Annotated in this window: 22 protein-coding genes; 6 read left to right on the top strand and 16 right to left on the bottom strand. The window is 63.7% G+C overall.

The annotated features are described in order from the left end of the window. Positions 1-19: 19 nt before the first annotated feature. From QRM57_RS11925 to QRM57_RS11865, 13 genes are all read right to left on the bottom strand, one after another. A complete protein-coding gene (locus tag QRM57_RS11925; protein ID WP_284986751.1) occupies positions 20-1,024 on the bottom strand; it encodes a hydroxyacid dehydrogenase in 1,005 nt (334 codons plus the stop codon). Next, positions 1,021-1,932 carry a carbohydrate ABC transporter permease gene (locus QRM57_RS11920; protein ID WP_284986750.1) on the bottom strand — a complete coding sequence of 304 codons (912 nt, stop codon included), beginning with the start codon at positions 1,930-1,932 and terminating at the stop codon, positions 1,021-1,023. The genes QRM57_RS11925 and QRM57_RS11920 overlap by 4 nt, the downstream gene beginning before the upstream one ends. After that, on the bottom strand, positions 1,929-2,876 hold the full coding sequence (locus QRM57_RS11915; RefSeq protein WP_284986749.1) for a carbohydrate ABC transporter permease: 948 nt from the start codon (positions 2,874-2,876) through the stop codon (positions 1,929-1,931). The genes QRM57_RS11920 and QRM57_RS11915 overlap by 4 nt, the downstream gene beginning before the upstream one ends. Positions 2,877-2,935: 59 nt before the next feature. Continuing rightward, positions 2,936-4,249, bottom strand: a complete 1,314-nt coding sequence (locus tag QRM57_RS11910) for an ABC transporter substrate-binding protein (protein WP_284986748.1) — start codon at positions 4,247-4,249, stop codon at positions 2,936-2,938. Positions 4,250-4,384: 135 nt separating this feature from the next. Beyond that, positions 4,385-5,482 carry a substrate-binding domain-containing protein gene (locus QRM57_RS11905; RefSeq protein WP_257370716.1) on the bottom strand — a complete coding sequence of 366 codons (1,098 nt, stop codon included), beginning with the start codon at positions 5,480-5,482 and terminating at the stop codon, positions 4,385-4,387. 83 nt (positions 5,483-5,565) lie between these two features. Further along, on the bottom strand, positions 5,566-5,916 hold the full coding sequence (locus tag QRM57_RS11900) for a hypothetical protein (protein WP_284986747.1): 351 nt from the start codon (positions 5,914-5,916) through the stop codon (positions 5,566-5,568). Continuing rightward, on the bottom strand, positions 5,913-6,485 hold the full coding sequence (locus QRM57_RS11895; protein WP_284986746.1) for an Asp23/Gls24 family envelope stress response protein: 573 nt from the start codon (positions 6,483-6,485) through the stop codon (positions 5,913-5,915). The genes QRM57_RS11900 and QRM57_RS11895 overlap by 4 nt, the downstream gene beginning before the upstream one ends. Continuing rightward, entirely contained in the window at positions 6,482-7,066 is a 585-nt protein-coding gene (locus QRM57_RS11890; RefSeq protein WP_257370719.1) for an RNA polymerase sigma factor, read from the bottom strand. Before QRM57_RS11890 ends, QRM57_RS11895 begins: the two co-directional genes overlap by 4 nt. Before the next feature lie 46 nt (positions 7,067-7,112). Beyond that, positions 7,113-7,718 carry a hypothetical protein gene (locus QRM57_RS11885; RefSeq protein ID WP_257370720.1) on the bottom strand — a complete coding sequence of 202 codons (606 nt, stop codon included), beginning with the start codon at positions 7,716-7,718 and terminating at the stop codon, positions 7,113-7,115. After that, positions 7,715-8,296 carry a hypothetical protein gene (locus QRM57_RS11880; protein ID WP_284986745.1) on the bottom strand — a complete coding sequence of 194 codons (582 nt, stop codon included), beginning with the start codon at positions 8,294-8,296 and terminating at the stop codon, positions 7,715-7,717. Before QRM57_RS11880 ends, QRM57_RS11885 begins: the two co-directional genes overlap by 4 nt. Beyond that, positions 8,293-8,670, bottom strand: coding sequence for a hypothetical protein (locus QRM57_RS11875; protein WP_284986744.1), 378 nt, complete (start codon positions 8,668-8,670; stop codon positions 8,293-8,295). The genes QRM57_RS11880 and QRM57_RS11875 overlap by 4 nt, the downstream gene beginning before the upstream one ends. Beyond that, positions 8,667-8,858 carry a DUF2273 domain-containing protein gene (locus QRM57_RS11870; RefSeq protein ID WP_284986743.1) on the bottom strand — a complete coding sequence of 64 codons (192 nt, stop codon included), beginning with the start codon at positions 8,856-8,858 and terminating at the stop codon, positions 8,667-8,669. Before QRM57_RS11870 ends, QRM57_RS11875 begins: the two co-directional genes overlap by 4 nt. Continuing rightward, positions 8,855-9,331, bottom strand: coding sequence for an Asp23/Gls24 family envelope stress response protein (locus QRM57_RS11865; RefSeq protein ID WP_284986742.1), 477 nt, complete (start codon positions 9,329-9,331; stop codon positions 8,855-8,857). Before QRM57_RS11865 ends, QRM57_RS11870 begins: the two co-directional genes overlap by 4 nt. 642 nt (positions 9,332-9,973) lie before the next feature. Between QRM57_RS11865 and QRM57_RS11860 the strand changes: the two genes are divergently transcribed. Then, positions 9,974-10,177: a hypothetical protein gene (locus tag QRM57_RS11860; protein WP_257370725.1), complete on the top strand. Its 204-nt coding sequence runs from the start codon at positions 9,974-9,976 to the stop codon at positions 10,175-10,177. Between the two features lie 134 nt (positions 10,178-10,311). Next, positions 10,312-11,115 carry a DUF1206 domain-containing protein gene (locus tag QRM57_RS11855; protein ID WP_284986741.1) on the top strand — a complete coding sequence of 268 codons (804 nt, stop codon included), beginning with the start codon at positions 10,312-10,314 and terminating at the stop codon, positions 11,113-11,115. Positions 11,116-11,225: 110 nt separating this feature from the next. Here the strand turns inward: QRM57_RS11855 and QRM57_RS11850 are convergent, their stop codons facing one another. Both QRM57_RS11850 and QRM57_RS11845 read right to left on the bottom strand, forming a co-directional pair. Beyond that, positions 11,226-11,486, bottom strand: coding sequence for a hypothetical protein (locus tag QRM57_RS11850; protein WP_257370727.1), 261 nt, complete (start codon positions 11,484-11,486; stop codon positions 11,226-11,228). Further along, positions 11,479-11,748, bottom strand: coding sequence for a GlsB/YeaQ/YmgE family stress response membrane protein (locus QRM57_RS11845; RefSeq protein WP_235521163.1), 270 nt, complete (start codon positions 11,746-11,748; stop codon positions 11,479-11,481). The genes QRM57_RS11850 and QRM57_RS11845 overlap by 8 nt, the downstream gene beginning before the upstream one ends. 594 nt (positions 11,749-12,342) lie before the next feature. Here QRM57_RS11845 and QRM57_RS11840 point away from each other — a divergent pair. Further along, positions 12,343-12,765: a hypothetical protein gene (locus tag QRM57_RS11840; RefSeq protein ID WP_284986740.1), complete on the top strand. Its 423-nt coding sequence runs from the start codon at positions 12,343-12,345 to the stop codon at positions 12,763-12,765. On the opposite strand, the gene QRM57_RS11835 is transcribed toward QRM57_RS11840, so the two are convergent. After that, entirely contained in the window at positions 12,762-13,466 is a 705-nt protein-coding gene (locus QRM57_RS11835) for an alpha/beta fold hydrolase (RefSeq protein ID WP_284986739.1), read from the bottom strand. The two genes, QRM57_RS11840 and QRM57_RS11835, sit on opposite strands and share 4 nt — an antisense overlap. Before the next feature lie 230 nt (positions 13,467-13,696). Between QRM57_RS11835 and QRM57_RS11830 the strand changes: the two genes are divergently transcribed. From QRM57_RS11830 to hpaE, 3 genes are read left to right on the top strand one after another with little or no spacing between them, the layout of a single operon-like run. Continuing rightward, complete coding sequence (locus QRM57_RS11830) at positions 13,697-15,193, top strand: fumarylacetoacetate hydrolase family protein (RefSeq protein WP_502868643.1); 1,497 nt, start codon at positions 13,697-13,699, stop codon at positions 15,191-15,193. Beyond that, positions 15,186-15,845: a GntR family transcriptional regulator gene (locus tag QRM57_RS11825; RefSeq protein WP_284986737.1), complete on the top strand. Its 660-nt coding sequence runs from the start codon at positions 15,186-15,188 to the stop codon at positions 15,843-15,845. The genes QRM57_RS11830 and QRM57_RS11825 overlap by 8 nt, the downstream gene beginning before the upstream one ends. A gap of 11 nt (positions 15,846-15,856) precedes the next feature. Then, a complete protein-coding gene (gene hpaE, locus QRM57_RS11820) occupies positions 15,857-17,368 on the top strand; it encodes a 5-carboxymethyl-2-hydroxymuconate semialdehyde dehydrogenase (protein WP_284986736.1) in 1,512 nt (503 codons plus the stop codon). The last annotated feature ends 7 nt before the right edge of the window (positions 17,369-17,375 follow it).

Genomic DNA, 17,375 nt, shown 5'->3' with positions numbered 1-17,375 from the left:
CGGTCCGCGCCCGGGTCACCTACGCCATGAAGGCGAGGTCCTCACGCCTGACCCTGAACCGAAGGGGTTCGCCGCGTGCCAGCCGCAGTGCCTCGTCGACGGCGCTCGCCGCCATACGCTCAAGCTCACTGCCCAGGGAACCCGCCACATGCGGGGTCAGCAGCACATTCGGATGGGTGTAAAAAGGGGAGTCGGAAGGCAGCACCCAGGGCGTCGTGACGTCCAGGATGGCGTACAGGTCACCCTGTTGGACCCTGGCGAGCAGCGCATCCTGGTCCACCAGCTCGCCTCGAGAGGTGTTGATGAACGTGGCGCCGGGCCGCAGCCGCTGCACCATCGCCGCGTCCATGAGGTTCCTGGTGGAAGGCAACGACGGCGCGTGGAGGCTCACGACGTCCGAGGTCGCCACCAGTTCGTCCAGGCTGACGCTGACGACGCCGAGGGCCGCAGCCGCTGCATCGTCCAGGTAGGGGTCCGAAACCACGACCTCAAGATCGTAGGGGGCGAGCAGCCGGATGACGTGCCGGCCGATCTTCGAAGCCCCAATGATCCCTACTCTTTTGCGGTAGTTGCCCATGTCCGGAAAGAGCTGCTCGGGCAGCACCCCGGTCCGGGTGGAGTGCAGGGCCCGGGCAATCTGGAGGACCCGTTTATTGGCCAGGATGATCATGGCCACGGTGTATTCGGCCACGGGGATGGCGTTGGCGTCGGCCGCGGAGCTGACCTGGATGCCACGTTCCCAGCAGGCTTCACCAACGTGGTGTTTCACGCTCCCGGCGGCATGCAGGACGTAACGCAAACGCGGCGCGGCATCCAGGACAGTTTCGTCGATCAGGGGGCAACCCCAGCCGGTGATGAGGACATCGGCGTCAGCCAGCAAGCAACGGCCGGCCGGTGAATGGAAGTCCTGGATGGGCGCGCGGCCCAGCAGGTTGACGGAAGGTTCCAGTGGGTCCAGGCTTCGCGGCGGAAAAACGGCCCGTGCTGTGTGGACCGGCATGGCCAAGGCAACGTTCAAGTTCACTTGACGCTCCCTGCAGTGAGGCCGGATTTCCAGAAGCGCTGGAGCAGGATGAACGCCACCAGCAGCGGAAGGATGGACAGCAGCGAGCCGGTGATGACCATGGGTGTGAACTCGGGTTGGGGCAGCGCGTAGCCCTGCCAGATGGAGATGCCTACACTGACCGGAAGCAACTTCTGGTCCTGCAGCATCACCAACGGAAGCATGAAGTTGTTCCATACACCCACGAATTGGAACAGGGCGATGGTGATGTAGCCGGGCATCATCATGGGCAGGCCCAGGGAGAAGAAGCTGCGGATGGGTCCCGCGCCGTCAACGCGGGCTGCTTCCAGCGTCTCGGCAGGGACATACGACGCCGAGTAGACCCTGGCCAAGTACACGCCGAACGGATTGCACAGCACCGGGATGAGGATGGCCCAGACGGTGTTGGTGATCCCAAAGACGGAGGCCAGCAGGTACATGGGCAGGACGGTCGCGGTGTTGGGAATCAGCACGCCCACCAGGACGATGCCAAAGAACGAGTCCCGGCCGCGGAACTGGAATTTGTCGAAAGCGTAGCCGGCCATGACAGAGATCAGCCCACCGAACACCGCGCCGAAGGCGGCATAGAACATCGAGTTCGCCATCCAGCGAAGGAAGACTCCGCCGTCCTGGTTCAGCACGGCGGCGACGTTGTCGAAGAATGCCGGCTGGCCGAATGCGTAAGCGGCGGTGCCGTAGAGGTCTGCCGTGTTCTTGGTGGATGCAAAGAGCAACCACACCACGGGAAGGACCATGTAGGCGCAGCCCAGGATCAGGAGTGCATTGACGGTGAACGAACTGGCAAAACCGCCGCTGCGGGCAGAACGCCGCCGTTTCAGTGGCGAAGCCGGGGCGGAAATCCCCGGGCGCGACATCGTTGAGGTGCTCATGCTTTGTTCGTCCTTGAGCTGAAGCGGGTGACGGCCCAGGACAGTACTGCGGCCATGAGCGCGATGATGATGGAAGCGGCGGCGGCCTGGTTCAGGTTGTGCCGGTTGAACGCGGCGTCGTAGGCCCACATGTTGGGAACCCAGGTGCTGGTGACGGACGCCGTGGCCTTGGAAATAATCGACGGTTCCGTGAACAACTGAAGCGTTCCGATCACCGTGAACAGCATGATCACGCTCAGGGCCGGGAGGATCAACGGCAACTTGATGCTCAGGGCACTCCTGATTTCACCGGCCCCGTCAACGCGGGCTGCTTCCAGGATTTCCCGCGGAACAGCCTGCAACGCGGTGAAGAGGATGATCACGTTGTACCCGGTCCATTCCCACACCGCGATGTTCACGATGGAGGGCAGGATCATCTGGTGGTCCAGGAAGTTCACCGCAACCCCACCCGATTCCAGGGCTGAGACGATCGGGCTGACACCGGGTGTGTACAGGTACGCCCAGATCAGTGCGGCGATGACGCCCGGGACCGCATGCGGGAGGAAGACCAGCAACTGAAAGAGCTTCCTGGCCCGTGCCACGGCAGCATCCAGCAGGAGCGCGAAAGCGAGCGCCCCGCCCACCATGCACGGGATGTAGAGGGCACAGTACAGGGCGAGCCTGCCGATTCCTCCCACAAAGCTTTCCGACTGGAGGACCTGCAGGTAGTTTTCCAGGCCCACGAAGGATGTTTTGGCCTCGCTGAAGCCAAGACCGGATTTCTGCTGGGCAAAGAAGCTCAGCACCACCGCGTAGATAACGGGTGCCACCATCGCGACGGCGAATAATGCGAAGAAGGGGGTGAGGAACAGTGCCGCGGTCCGTCCTCCCGTTCCGGACATGGGGCGTTGTTTGCGGGATCCCGGGCGTTTGGCGCCTCGGACGGCAGGTACTTGGGTGACCATGATTAATCTCCTCGCCGGCTGGTCGGCCCGGTGCTCCCGGGCCGACCAGCCTCGCGGGCCTACTCCTTGACGGAGAGGCCGTTCTGCTTGAGTCCGTCAACGGTGGCCTTCTGGGCCGCATCCACGGCATCCCGGACTTTGCCCCCGGTGCTCAACGTGCCGTAGGCGTCCTTGAGGGCCGTGTTGGTGATGTCCCAGTTGGGACCCCACTGCCAGCCCGGTGTGATGGTGGAGTAGGCCTTATTGAAGACTTCGTAGATGTCGTTACCGAAGTAGCTGGCATCGAAAGCGCTTTGCGCAACGGGGGTCAGCCCAGGCGAAGCGAGGAAAGCGGAGCCGGTGTTGCCGCGGGCCTTGATGGCGGCCGGGCTGGTGGTCAGGTATTCGATGAACTTCGCCGCCGCAGCAGGGTTCTTGCTGCTTTTGGTGACGTTGAAGCTGGAGCCACCGTAAAAGGCGTCCGACGGCGAACCCCAGTTGGGCACCTCCGCTGCTATCCACTGGCCTTTCTGCCCGCTGGCTTCGGTGCGCTTCTGGATGCCGGTTGCGCTCCAGTTGGCCCCCAGGACACCCACGACGGCGCCACTGGCCAGGTCCGCGGACCATTCGTCGCTGAAGGACTGCTGGACTTTGACGATTTTCTGGTCGATCAGCTTCTGCCAGTAGTCCGCTACCTTCCGCGTGGACTGGTCATTGATCCCGACCTTCCAGCTGTCCGCGTCGGTACCGAACCATTTGGCCCCGGCCTGCCAGGAGAGGGCTGCGGTCAGGGCAGCTTCGTTGGGGTTGAAGCTGGCCAGGTGGGCTTCGGGCGCCACGGCCTTGATCTTTTGGCCTGCGGCCTCGAACTCTTCCCAGGTCTTGGGCACCCCGACGCCGGCCTTCTCCAGCATGTCTTTGCGGTACCACATGATCATCGGGGCTGCGTCGTAGGGGAGCGCGTAGGTCTTTTCGTCGAACTGCACCAGGGCTTTGGTCTCATCGCTCAGTTTGTCGAGTGTTGCGGCCTTATCGATCAAGCCGTCCAGGGGCTGGAGTTGGCCGTTGCTGACGAACTGCGGCAGCTGGGGGTATTCCATGGTGGCAACATCTGGGCCGTTGCCGGCCGTGATGGCGGTGGACAGCTTTGCGTACCCTCCGCTCGCGCCGTTGGGTACGGTCTCGAAGGTGACCTTGATCTTGTCCTGGCTGGCATTGAATGCGGCAGCCACTTTGTCCATTCCTGCCAGCGATGACCAGAAAGTGACGGTGCCGGTGGGGTCCCCGGTAGGGGCGGGCGCGGATGTCGCGGCCGGGGAACTGCCGCAGCCGGTGATGAGGGCGGCGCTGGCCATGAGGCTGACCGTTCCGAGCAGAAGCTGGCGACGCTTCATTCTGTTCTCCTTTGAAGTTCACGATGCGAAGTTGCGGAGTGCTCCGGGGCACTATCGAACTAACCACCATTGAATCCACAAAAGTGAACATTGACCACGAAGTGAACAGAAGTAAACAGATAGGGAGTGCCGAAGCTACCTTCGCGTCGAGTCCCGCACCACCAGCGCGGGCGAAAGGTTGACCCGCTGAAGCGCGGACGTGCCTCCACGTCCGGCTCCGATGCGGTCCAGGCACATCCGCAAGGCCTGGTGGCCGACGTCGTACTTGGGTGGTGCCACAGCAGTCAGGGGGACTGCCCCCAAAGCCGCAATCTCGTCGTCGTACGCGATAATCGCGAAGTCCTTCGGAATCCGGATTCCCTTTTCCTGGCAGACGCTGGCGAACTGGAGCGCGTCCTCGTCGGTGTGGACTATGGCCGCCGTGACCTGCGACCCGGCACACCAGGACAGGATTCCGTCCACCATGACCCGGTGCGCCTGGGGATCGTTTTGCGCGCGCGGCATGGTGCGCACCAGGGAATCGTCCCGGGCATGGCCTGCCCGTTGCAGGGCCACGTGGAAGCCACTGATGAGCTGTGGGGCGGTGGGGCTGTCCTCGCGCAGGCAGATGGCGATGCGTTGGTGGCCCAGCTCGAGGAGGTGGTTCACGGCGATTTCCGCGCCGCGGACGTGGTCGCTGCGGACCGATTCGAGGCGGCCGTGGTCCAGGGCGTCATCGATGGATCGCTCCACCACCACCACGGGAACCTCCGCTTCCGCGAGCAGCCCCAGTGTTTCCGTGCCCGCGAGCGACTGCCCTCCGGGCGTGACGAGGATCCCGTCCACGCCGTGCTCGTAAAGCCGTTTCAGCTGGCGCCGTTCCTCCGGCCCCGAGTAGTTCGAGACCCCCAGCACCAGCCGGACGCCCGCTTCCTGCGCCGCCGCTTCCGCACCCCGGATCACGCCCGGAAAGTAGTACGACGCCGACGGCACGATCATGCCGACCGTCGCCAGCGGCCGCCTGCCGCCGGGACGCCAGGTGGTGGATCCGGCGGTACCGGGGCCAGGCTTTCCGCCGCTTGAGATGGCACCCCCGTGGACCCGCTCCAGGAGGCCCCGCTCGGCGAGGACCGCCAGGTCCCGCCTGATGGTCATCCCGGAAGTGCCGATCTTGGCGGCGAATTCCCCGGCGTTGAGGGATCCGTGAAGGGCGAGTTCCTTCAGGATGAGCTGTTGGCGATCCTCGGACAGCATGCGGGACTCCGTCCATCAAGTTCACTTGTGTTCAGTTTGTTCATTATGAACCAGAAAACCTCATCGGCGGGAGCGCGAATGCCCTAACTGCCAACTTTCACAACGGAAACCTCGACGGCGGCGGAGCGGGGGAGGAGGTGCCTCCGGATCGCGTCGGCTACTTCGCGGGCTACGGCCGGGGCCGGACGGGGACTGCTGACACCAATCCGCGCTTTGACCGCCAGAGTGCCGGCCGTGTCCGTCAGGCCAATCACGGGGAGTGGCTCGCCTGTCACCGCGGACAGCGCTGAGCCGGCTATGGATTGCCACAGCGGCTGCGCGGGGTAGACCGCGCTGACACCAGGAACGGATTGGACCACGTCCAGCAGTTCCTCGGCCAGGCCGGTGGGAGGGGTGGACGCGGATGAGCCCGCGGCGTCCAAGGGCTCGATCATGGCTGCTCCTCCAGGACATCGGTGACGGTGATGTTGATGGCTTCGATGGCGAGTTCGGTGTGGGTGGCCAAGGTCCTGGCCAGTTCCTCCCGCAACTGGTCGGCCCGCTCCTCCATGGAGTGCCCGTAGACAACCGCTATCTCCACCTCCACGGTGGTCAGCGCCCCGGGGGTGGTGACGTCGCCATGCAGTCGGCATTTGCCGGCGGCCGTGCCTGGATGTGCATCAACAACGGACCGGATCAGTGCCGAGATGGATCCTTCGGTTTCCCAGAGGGTGTCATCAGGATGGTCCGACTGCAGGGGGGTGCTGCGACCCGGCCGCAGTTCCAGCCGAAGGTTGTCGAGAATGGACTGCATCCAGTCATCAGTGCCTGAACCGGCGTCGGCCACGTCCGAGCTGAGGAGCTCACTGCCCAAAGCAGAGAGGTTTCGCAGGGATGCGAGGCCCGCTTGGCATTCGGGGCATGAGTCCAGGTGGGCAGGGTCAGCGATCTGCCCCGTGTCCAGGTAGGCACTCAATTCCGCCAGGCTATGCCCGCATTCGAGGGTGTCGCGGGGATTGTTCATCGCCATTCCTCCATCCTGCGCGCCAGGGTAATCCGGGCCCGGGCCAGACGGCCCCGGACACTGTCGGGGCTGATGTTCAACGTCAGCGCAATCTCCTCGTAGCTCTGGTCATTGAATTCCTTGAGCACCCAGCAGCGCCGCTGTTCCTCGGGAAGGGCTGCCAGAGCCGCCTTCAGCGCCTCCACCCGTGAGCTGCTGAGGGCATTCCCCTCGGGGTCTTCGTGCCGTGGCCGCGTGTGTTGGTCCACGTGGTTCTCCGCATCATCAAGGTCCGCGTGGTTACGGCGTTTGCGCAGGTAATCGATACTCCGGCTGCCAACGATCCTCAACAGCCAGCCCTTGACCGCAGCGGGGTCGCGAAGGCTGTCCAGCTGCTTCCATGCCTGCACCAGGGTTTCCTGGACGACGTCGTCGGCGTCTGCCAACGAGCCGGTCAATCGTCGCGCAGTGGCCCGCATCAACGGACCGTGCCGGCGGGCAAGCGCTTCGAAGGCAGCAGTGTCGCCGTCGGCCGCGCGGCCCGCCAGCAGGGCGTCGGGTACGAGGTCCAGTTGATGCTGAGCTGCGGGTGAACCAGTCACGTTCCTGCCTTCCTGTCCTCGTTGGTCTGTCCGGAATCACGTTGGCTCATTTCGCGCGCTGGGCCCCGGACGTCCGGGTGCGGGCGCCGCTGGTGATTCGCACCAGTACGGGCACCGGATGGCCCAGCCACGAATCGATCTGCCTGACCAGCTGTTCGGCTGTATCCGCCAGTTCCCGCGGCGAGCTTCCGTGACGGGCTTCCATGCGGAGCCGCAATGCTGTTCCCTGCCTGGATTCCCATGCGGAGACCGATGTGGCCAGGACGTTCCGGTTCCCGCTGAGGGCATCCTGCACCGCCGCGGAAATGAGTCCGACGTCCACCACGGTCCGCCCGTCGGCTCCTTCGGATCGTTCGGCCAGGCGTGGCGTCCGCCCCCCGCCTTGGGAAGCCAGCCATGCGGCGCTGAGTCCAGCACCGAGCAGGAGGACGCCGATTCCGGCCACCAGCCACCAGCTCCGTGCCGGTCCCGGGATGGGTGCGGTGCTTGCCAGTTGCCGAACCTGGTCCGTGAGGTTCGAGCCGATGGTCGTCCACGTGTCGGCAACTCCCGGCAGGGTACCGGCCGCGATGAGTGCGGCTCCGGCGCCCAGAAGGATGATCCCCAGGATCGCCAGCAGGATGCGGTTAAGCGCCCGATTGGTTCGTCTCATTGTCCTACCGCTCCTTCGTTCGCGACCCGGACTTTGCCCGTGACCTGCCGGTCGAGCGCGTAGGCGGCCAGTTCGCCGTCGAGCGCTGTTTTGATGGACGCAAGGTCCAATGGAACGCCCGACGTCGGACGCACCTGGACGCGCACGGAGCGTCCGCCGACGGTTGTGGTCACTTGGCCCGGTGCCAGGCCCGCAGCGAGGCGCGACGTGCTGGACACTGCGGCGGCGATGACGTTGTCGTCCACGACTGTGGCGATGCGGTCGCTGGCCAGCGCGCGCCGGGCGCGGCGGCCTTTGCCTACGGCCACGCCAAGCAGCAGGAGCCCCAGGATTCCCAAGCCGACACCGGCCGCGGTCAGCCCTGCCGGCACGGTGGAGCCGGGGAGCCCGACGAGCCACTGACGGATGTGGGCCGGGCTGGCCAGCAGCGGCCGGTCATTGAGCAGCCACAGGACGCTTTCCGCAGCCAGCCAAAGGAAAACGAGGAGCAGGGTACTTGCCACAATGATCGACGGGAGGGCCCGCGAGGAATGGGTTTCGCGTCGGACCATGCGCCGAAGGGTTCGATCCTGGGTCATTCCACTCTCCTTTCCTTTGACTGTTGGGGCTTGGCTCCCATCAGCCGGACATCGACCCGGCCAAATTCCAACCCGGTCAACTCCAGCCCCCGGGCCACCAGTTCGGTGCGCACAGCGTGGGCTTGGTCGAAGACGGTGCCGCCACCGTCCCTACGTGGTGCCAGCAGCGGGGGAAGAGCTATCTTCACCGTGAGGTTGACGCCCAGCTTTCCGGCGTCGTCCTCCAATTCAGCCCGCACTTGGTGCGGGTCCACCCGGAATGCGCGGGCGGTGATTGCTTCCACCGTCTTTTGCAGTGCCGAACGGGCGATTCGGGTGTGTCCTGCCCTGGCCGGCGTGGTCGCGGCAGGCATGGTCCCGGCTTCCCCGCTCATGTGGAGGAGCGCTTGCCCGACAAGGCATCCAGCACCCCGCGGAGGTCAAGCTTTCCTTCGGCGGAGCGGCCCACCACTGCTCCGATCGCCATGAACAGGGCTGTCAGCAGCAGGCCCCAGAACCCGAAAGCCAACGAAACGACAGCCAGGACCGCGCCTACGGCCAGTCCGGTAATGGTGGGGCTCATGCGACCCTCGGCTCACGCCCGGCATCATCGGCGTCCGCATCCTCGGACGGGACATGGATGTCCGTGATCGTGATGTTGACTTCCGTTACTTCCATGCCCACCAGGTCCTCGATAGCCGTGTAAACGGCGTCGCGGGCGTTGTCAGCCACTTCCTGGAGCGGGTGCGGGTATTCAACGACCAGGGTGACGTCGACAGCCACTTGGGTCTGGCCAACCTCAACGCTGACACCTTGCGTGAGGTCTTTCTGGCCGACCTTTTCACGGAGTGTTCCGATAGCCCTGGCTGCGCCGCCGCCGAGGGCGTGGACGCCGGGGATTTCCTGGATGGCGATACCGGCGATCTTGGCAACGACGCCGTCGGCGACGGTGGTGGCTCCGCGACCATCCTTGCCCTTATCGAGTGCCCCTGCGGAGGTGGTGGCTGCGGCGTTCTTGGCCGGTACGTCTGCGGGGGTGTGCGTCTGAACGGTCATGGCATTGACTCCTATGCGTTGGGTTTGCGTTGGGTTTGCGTTGGGTTTGCGTTGGGTGCGGCGCGTTCTGCGCCGTCATGAATAAGACGTGCCGGTGCGGTGATTCCTCACGCACAGTTTTGTGTGACGTGCATCACTGCTGTTTTCTTGATGTGGAATCATGTAGTTAGATTGCCATATAACTAGCCAATCAAGTTACATCTGTCCTTGGAGGAAGCGCTATGACTGTTGCATTGACGACGGGAACGACGGCCCAAGCTCTTCCCGGGCCTGCGCAGGAGGGTGCCCCCTCCCTGTCTGCGCCATCGCGGCGAACAATGTTGCTGGACGACGTCTGGGCGGCCTCGGCTCGAGTTGAGAGCCTGCAGTGGGAAATGGACGGAGCAGAGGACTCTTTATTGCAGGCCATGAGAAGTGCGGCCGCGGCGGGAGCGCAGCTCCCCGATCTTGCGATCGCGTCAGGGCTGGGCTTCGCCGACATTGAGCGCCTGCTAAACAGCGGCCCCACTCAGGCGGGTCGGGCGGAGATCGGAAATTCTTGACCCAATCTTGAGATGACCCGGCGGGGTTCTTGAGGGCCCGGTCCGATGGTTGAAACATCAGCCAACAAAGTTGATGGAACTTCCAGGAAGGACCACCGAGATGCCTGACCAGATCATCGCCCTGTCCGTCAGTGCCGGCCCGGCGCCTGTCACGTCCAGCCCGCTCGCCGGAACGGCCGAGCCTTCCCGGCACGCAGCCGAGGTCCCGGGCCAGGCCCGGGCCGTGGTGAGCGTACGCGAGCAGTTCAACCCGCTCGGCGTGGGCCTGAGGAGTATCTGGCCTCAGTCGGTGGTCGGGTTCTAAGGCCCGCAAACGAGTCGTGGCGGGCAGGCACCAAAGGTGCCTGCCCGCCGTCGTTAATGCGGTGGCCTGGACAACGATCGAATGGCACCATGGAGTGCAGGCGATAGCTAAGGAGGCTTGTCATCAAAGAGGAGATGAAGAAGGCGGCTGATGTGGCCGAGGACGCCTCAAACTCCCGTGCCTTCGAAATCGTTGCCAGAACCGGCTTTGCCGTCAGTGGACTGTTGCATCTGCTCATCGGTGTCATCGCCTTGCAACTGGCGTTCGGGCGCACGGGTGAAGCCGATGTGTCCGGGGCTGTGGCATCCCTGGCTAACCAACCTGCCGGACCGTTCCTGCTCTGGGCCTGCTTCGCCGCTTGTGCAGCGTTGGCACTGTGGCAGTTGGGCAACGCCGTCCTGGGTTACCGCAGGAAGTCCGACAATAAGCCTGCCAAGCGATTCTCCGCAGCTGGCCAGGCCCTGGTGTTCGCCGCGCTCGCCGCCACTATCATCTCCTTCATCATGGGCAAAGGCCGGAACAGCCGGGAATCCACCAGCGACTGGACCCTCACGCTCCTGAAAGCTCCTTTCGGGGTTTTCCTGCTGGTCGCAGTGGGCGCGGGCGTTGCCATCACGGGCATAGTTTTCGCGGTGCGTGGCTTCAAGCAAACGTTCACGCGGGACCTGTCCCTGTCTTCCAGCCAGAGCGTGCGGAAGTTCCAAACCGGTGTTGGCGTGGTGGGCTACATTGCCAAAGGAATAGCCCTTTTCCTTGTGGGGCTCTTGGTGGTCATTGCAGCTTTGCGGGCCCAGCCCGAGCAATCCACGGGGCTGGACGGCGGCCTCAAGGCCCTCAAGGAGCAGCCGTACGGGCCATACCTTCTGGCGGCGGTTGCCGTTGGCCTTATTGCGTATGGGTTGTTCATGGTGGTCAAGGCCAAGACTTTGCGGACGTAGCCCCCGGCAGAACGCGGCCCTGACGCGTCGGGGGCCTACGGAAGAACGACCAACGTAAAGAACCCGGAGGCTGCAGTGCAGTCCTCCGGGTTCTTTGCTGTATTCAGGTGTTACGGACGGCTTGAGCCCGAGGCTTCGTCGTCCGGCTCGGATGAAAACGGACGATCCTTCGGGGTGTCCTCCGTGTTGCGCTCATCAAGCTCGGCGTCAGCTGAAGGGACCGTCTTCTCGGCGTAGTCACCCTCGGTGTAGTCCCCGCCGGCGTCCTCCTTCAGCGTTTCCGGTGAAGCGCCTGCGTCGCCGTAGTCGCCCTCAACATACTGGCCGTCCAGTTCCTCGCCGTTGGCGTCCCGATTCTGGTTGTTAGCCATGGTGTGCCCTGCGGTTGGTGAGGAGTCCCCAGATCAGCAGGACGATGATGGAACCGCCGATGGCCAGCAGCCAGGTGGTCAGGGAGAAGAATTCCTGCAGGCCTGTGCCGAAGATGAGGCCGCCGATCCAGCCGCCCAGGAGGGCACCTACGACGCCCAGCAGGAGGGTTACCAGCCAGCCGCCACCCTGGCGGCCGGGAAGAATAAGCTTTGCGATAGCGCCGGCCAAAAGACCAAGCAGTAGAAAACCAAAGAAACCCATTTTTGTTCCTTCTTTCTTGTTGATGGAAATTCCATGAACATTATGAAGAGGTTCAGTTCATCGGGTGCCTGTTCCAGTGTTCAGGCACCTTAATGGGGCCCTTGAAGGCCCTTTTCAATGCGGGGATTGGAACGGCTACGAAACCCCGATGAATTTGTTAACGACGGCCAATAAAGCACTCCTGCCGATTGGGTCGGTCTTGCTGCTACACCAGTAACGCTAGCCGCTCCGCGGACTAGTAGCAAGTAACCTGTCTAATTGTCGGCACGCGGCCCCCGCCACTGGGATCCAAGGATTTGCGGGCAGGCGGCTATGAATGGAGCCTTCAACGCCCTTGGCTACCCCTTGGGGTTTCCCGCTGAACCGCTTCAGCTTGGCCTGGCCGAGGTTGCCTTGGTCCCCACCTGGAGCACCCTGTTGGTGGTCGATTAATAGGTCTTCTGCTCCATCTTGTCCGGCCTTGGCATAACGGCTGGATGGTTCCTTCAAATTCAGCAAATGTTCACGGATCGGCACATTAGTAATGTGCGCGTGACAGCGGGTGCGCTACCCGGCTAGTGTCGAAGGATAAACACCTCGGAAGGAGTGATTGCTGTGAAAGGGAAGGCATTGTTCGCCGTTGGCGTGGCCGTCGGCTACGTGTGGGGATCAAAATCCTGGCCGGAGGTGTATCGCCGGCTTCGCGGGGGCACCGAGAAGGTCCTGAACAACCCCGACGTCCAGCAGAACGTCCACCAGGCTACTGAGGCTGTCCAGGAGTCTGTACCGGACATCCTGGACAACCTCTATGACGCGGGAAAGAAGCTGCTCGAGAAGGTCGAAACCCTGTTCCCGGGTATCAGCGCCCCAAAGTCAGGCCAGGATTCCAGCTCCAAGCCCACTGTCACGACGGTGCCCACGGTCACGTCGGACGTCATCTCGGATCCCGCGTTGGATGACAGCACGGGCGCTGACTGGACGGACGAGGGCGGCGCCGCGCCGGAGGGGCCTGCAACGAATACGCGACCCCGCTCCTAGTTGGAACGTTCAATGGACCGCAGGATCGCCTCGCCCAACTCCTTGGGCTTGGTGAACTGCGGCCAGTGGCCTGTTGGCAGGTCGATGTAGTCCACGTCCCGGATCCTCGCGAGCTCGGCCGTGAACGGATGCCCGGCGTCCATCCACTCCTTGAGGAGCGAGGACGGGAACTCGCAGGCGATGATAGTGGCGGGGACCTCGTAGCGCTGCACATCGTGGAGGTGTTGTTGGTCGAACGCGACACCCCTGGGCTGGGGAATCGCGCGGGCACGGAAAGACTTGCGCAGTTCGTCGGTGAGGTCAACGAGGTCTTCCTCTTCGAAGGCTTCCCACGGCGGCAGTGGAATCTCGTCGCCGTCGTCGGGCAGTTCATCATTGATGACACCGCCCTCGCCCAAGGGGCCGCTGTCCACGTAGATGGCGCGGGCTACACGGTCCGGGCGGGCATCCGCCACGCCATGAATGATTGCCCCGCCGCCTGAGTGCCCTACCAGGATGACCTTGCCTTCGAGGGAGTCCACGGTGGAGGTAACGGCGTCGATATGTGTCTGGAGGCCAATTCCGGCACGGCTTGAATCGGCCGACTCCAGTCCTGGCAGTGTGAGCGGATGAACTGTGTGCCCTGCTGCCACCAGCGCGGGCGTTACCTCCGCCCAGGATGAGGCGTCCAACCAGAAACCGGGTACAAGGATGATGTCCATGCCGGTACCCTACGGGAGCCCACCGACAGTATGTAAGGGGTCGCCGTCCTCCCCGCGTTGCCTCCCTCGGCCTGCATCGGAAGGTATCGGGAATAGGGGTTGACGTGCCGTGGATCACGAGCCATAGTTATCGTATACGATTTCGTACCTGATAACGCTTGATGGAGCGTGCTCGCCGAAGAGGAGGACCCGTGACGCTGGAGTTCCGGACCCAGGAAGTCAACCAGGACATGCTGGCGCGGACGCGCAAAGTCATTGCCGTCCACATCAACTACCCCAGCCGCGCAGCCCAGCGGGGCCGCACGCCGCTGCAGCCCTCCTACTTCCTGAAGCCGGCAACGTCCCTGGCGCTTGGTACGGCCGACGCTCCGGGAACTGTTGAACGGCCCGCCGGTTGCGAGCTGCTCGGCTACGAAGGGGAGATCGCCTTGGTCATGGGCAAGGCCGCCCGCCGGGTAGGGCTGGAGGACGCGTGGAGCCATGTCCAGTGGGTTACCGCGTCCAACGACCTCGGCGTCTACGACCTCCGTTACGCGGACAAGGGCTCCAATGTCCGGTCCAAGGGCGGCGACGGCTTCACGCCTGTCGGTCCTGCACTGATCCCGGCAGACGCTGTGGATCCCGCTGCGCTGCGGATCCGGACCTGGCACAACAACGATCTCGTCCAGGACGACACCACGGAGGACCTGCTCTTCCCGTTCGCGCAGCTCGTCGCGGACCTCTCCCAGCTGCTCACCCTGGAAGAAGGCGACATCATCCTCACCGGCACCCCGGCCGGCGCGTCGGTCGCCCAGCCGGGAGACGTCGTCGAAATTGAGGTCACCGGCGGTGAATTCAGCAGCGGACGGCTGGTTACCAAGGTGACGGAAGGTACGACGCCGTTCGCGGACTTTGGTGCCCAGCCCAAGAGCGATGACACCCAGCGGGAAGAGGCATACGGTTCGCGGGAAGCTGCGGGTCTTGAGGCTTCGGAACCGGCGGCTGCCGCAAGTGTGCTGACGCCGGAGTTGAAAGCCAAGCTCGAATCCGTCGCGACGGCCACGTTGTCTTCGCAGCTGCGCAAGCGCGGCCTCAACAACGTCAGTATCGATGGGCTGCAGGCCACCCGCCCGGACCGCAAAGTTGTGGGCCTCGCTCGGACGCTGCGCTACGTTCCCAATCGGGAGGATCTCTTCAAGACCCACGGTGGCGGGTTCAATGCCCAGAAGCGCGCCATCGATTCCGTCAACGAAGGCGAAATCCTGGTCATGGAAGCCAGGGGAGAAAAGGGTACCGGCACGGTGGGGGACATCCTCGCGCTGCGGGCCCAGGTTCGCGGGGCAGCTGCGATCATCACCGACGGCGGCGTCCGCGACTACTCCGCCGTGGCCGATCTGGAGATGCCCACCTACTTCGCCAACCCGCACCCGGCCGTGCTGGGACGCAGGCATATCCCGTGGGATACGGACATCACCATCGCCTGCGGCGGGGCCACCGTGCAGCCCGGCGACATCATCGTGGCCGACTCCGACGGCATTCTGGTGATCCCGCCGGCCATCGCCGATGAACTCGTGGATGACTGCATTCAGCAGGAAAAGGAAGAGACGTTCATTTTCCAGATGGTCCAGGAAGGCAACAGCGTGGACGGGCTCTACCCGATGAACAAAGAATGGCAGGCGCGGTACGCGAAGTGGGTCACAGCCGAGTGGAACGCCACGCAAAGCCCGGAAGGAGCATCCGGTGACTGAAACCGCCGTCGGAAGTAAGTCCCAGCAGGCCTATGACGCCGTCAAGGCCAGGATCGTCGAGGGTACCTACACCCCGGGCTACCGGCTGGTGCTGGCGAAGATCGCCGAGGATCTGGGCTTCAGCGTGGTTCCCGTGCGCGAAGCAATCCGCCGTCTGGAGGCCGAAGGGCTGGTGAAGTTCGAACGCAACGTCGGTGCGACGGTGTCCGGAATCGACCCCACCGAGTACCTGTACACGATGCAGACCCTCAGCATCGTCGAAGGTGCCGCCACGGCATTGTCGGCTCCGCTGATCGATTCGGTGGCGATTGCCCGGGCACGTGCGGTGAACGAGGAGATGCGTGAGTGCCTGGAACACTTCGATCCCGTCCGCTTCACGGCTTTGAACCAGGACTTCCACAGTGTCCTCTTTGAACACTGCCCGAACCCACACATCCTTGACCTGGTCCACCGGGGCTGGAACCGGCTCGCATCCCTGCGATCGTCCACGTTCCGGTTCGTCCCCGGCCGCGCCCAGGAATCAGTCCGCGAACACGAAGCACTGCTGCAGCTCATCGAGTCCGGAGCAGACGCCGACACCATCGAAAAAGCAGCCCGACAACACCGCGCCGCCACCCTGGACGCTTACCTCTCCACAGCAAAGAACCAGTAAGGACTTCAACGATGACGACCTCAGTAGAAACCAGCAAGCATTACATCCCCGAGAACCTCCCCACGCACATCCAGCACTTCATCAACGGCGAGTTCGTTGACTCTCTTTCAGGCAAGACCTTCGACGTCCTGGACCCCGTATCCAACGGCAATTACGCCACGGCCGCCGCCGGCCAGAAGGAAGACATCGACCTCGCCGTCGCCGCAGCCCGCGAAGCATTTGTGAACGGTCCCTGGCCGAAGATGAAGCCCCGCGAACGTGCCCGTGTGCTGAACAAGATCGCCGATGCTGTCGAGGCCCAGGAAGCGCGCCTCGCGGAGCTGGAAACGTTCGATACCGGCCTGCCGATCACCCAGGCCAAGGGCCAGGCCCTCCGCGCTGCCGAGAACTTCCGTTTCTTTGCCGACCTGATCGTTGCCCAGTTCGACGACGCCATGAAGGTCCCGGGTTCACAGATCAACTACGTGAACCGCAAGCCGATCGGCGTCGCCGGCCTGATCACCCCGTGGAACACCCCGTTCATGCTCGAGTCCTGGAAGCTTGCCCCAGCACTCGCCACCGGCAACGCCGTGGTCCTGAAGCCAGCCGAATTCACGCCGCTTTCCGCCTCCCTGTGGGCGCAGATCTTCAAGGATGCCGGGCTGCCCAACGGCGTGTTCAACCTGGTCAACGGCTTGGGCGAGGAAGCCGGGGACGCCTTGGTCAAGCACCCTGACGTACCGCTGATTTCCTTCACGGGCGAGACCACCACCGGACAGACGATCTTCCGGAACGCCGCGGCAAACCTCAAAGGCCTGTCCATGGAGCTCGGCGGCAAGTCGCCCTGTGTGGTGTTCGCCGACGCTGATCTGGACGCAGCCATTGATTCGGCCCTCTTCGGGGTGTTCTCCCTCAACGGCGAACGCTGCACCGCCGGTTCCCGCATCCTGGTTGAGCGGGCCATCTACGACGAATTCTGTGAAAAGTACGCCGCCCGCGCCAAGAACATCGTGGTGGGTGATCCCCACGATCCCAAGACCCAAGTGGGTGCGCTCGTCCACCCTGAGCACTACGAGAAGGTCGCATCGTACGTGGAGATCGGCAAGTCCGAAGGCCGCCTCTTGGCCGGCGGCGGCAGGCCCGACCACCTGCCCGAAGGCAACTACATCGCACCCACGGTGTTTGCCGACGTCGCACCTGACGCACGGATCTTCCAGGAAGAAATTTTCGGGCCGGTCGTGGCCATCACGCCGTTCGAGAACGACGACGAAGCCCTCGCCTTGGCGAACAATACCAAGTACGGCCTGGCGGCCTACATCTGGACCCAGAACCTGACCCGTGCGCACAACTTCTCCCAGAACGTCGAAGCCGGCATGGTGTGGCTCAACAGCCACAACGTCCGTGACCTCCGCACCCCGTTCGGCGGTGTGAAAGCCTCCGGCCTGGGCCACGAGGGCGGTTACCGTTCCATCGACTTCTACACCGACCAGCAGGCCGTGCACATCACCCTCGGCTCAGTCCACACCCCTAAATTCGGCGCCTAAGACCTTT

Origin of the sequence: Arthrobacter sp. fls2-241-R2A-172 (assembly GCF_030208885.1) — a bacterium.
In the GTDB taxonomy this organism is placed as follows: Bacteria; Actinomycetota; Actinomycetes; order Actinomycetales; family Micrococcaceae; genus Arthrobacter.
This window is presented reverse-complemented; position numbering and strand designations above follow the sequence as displayed.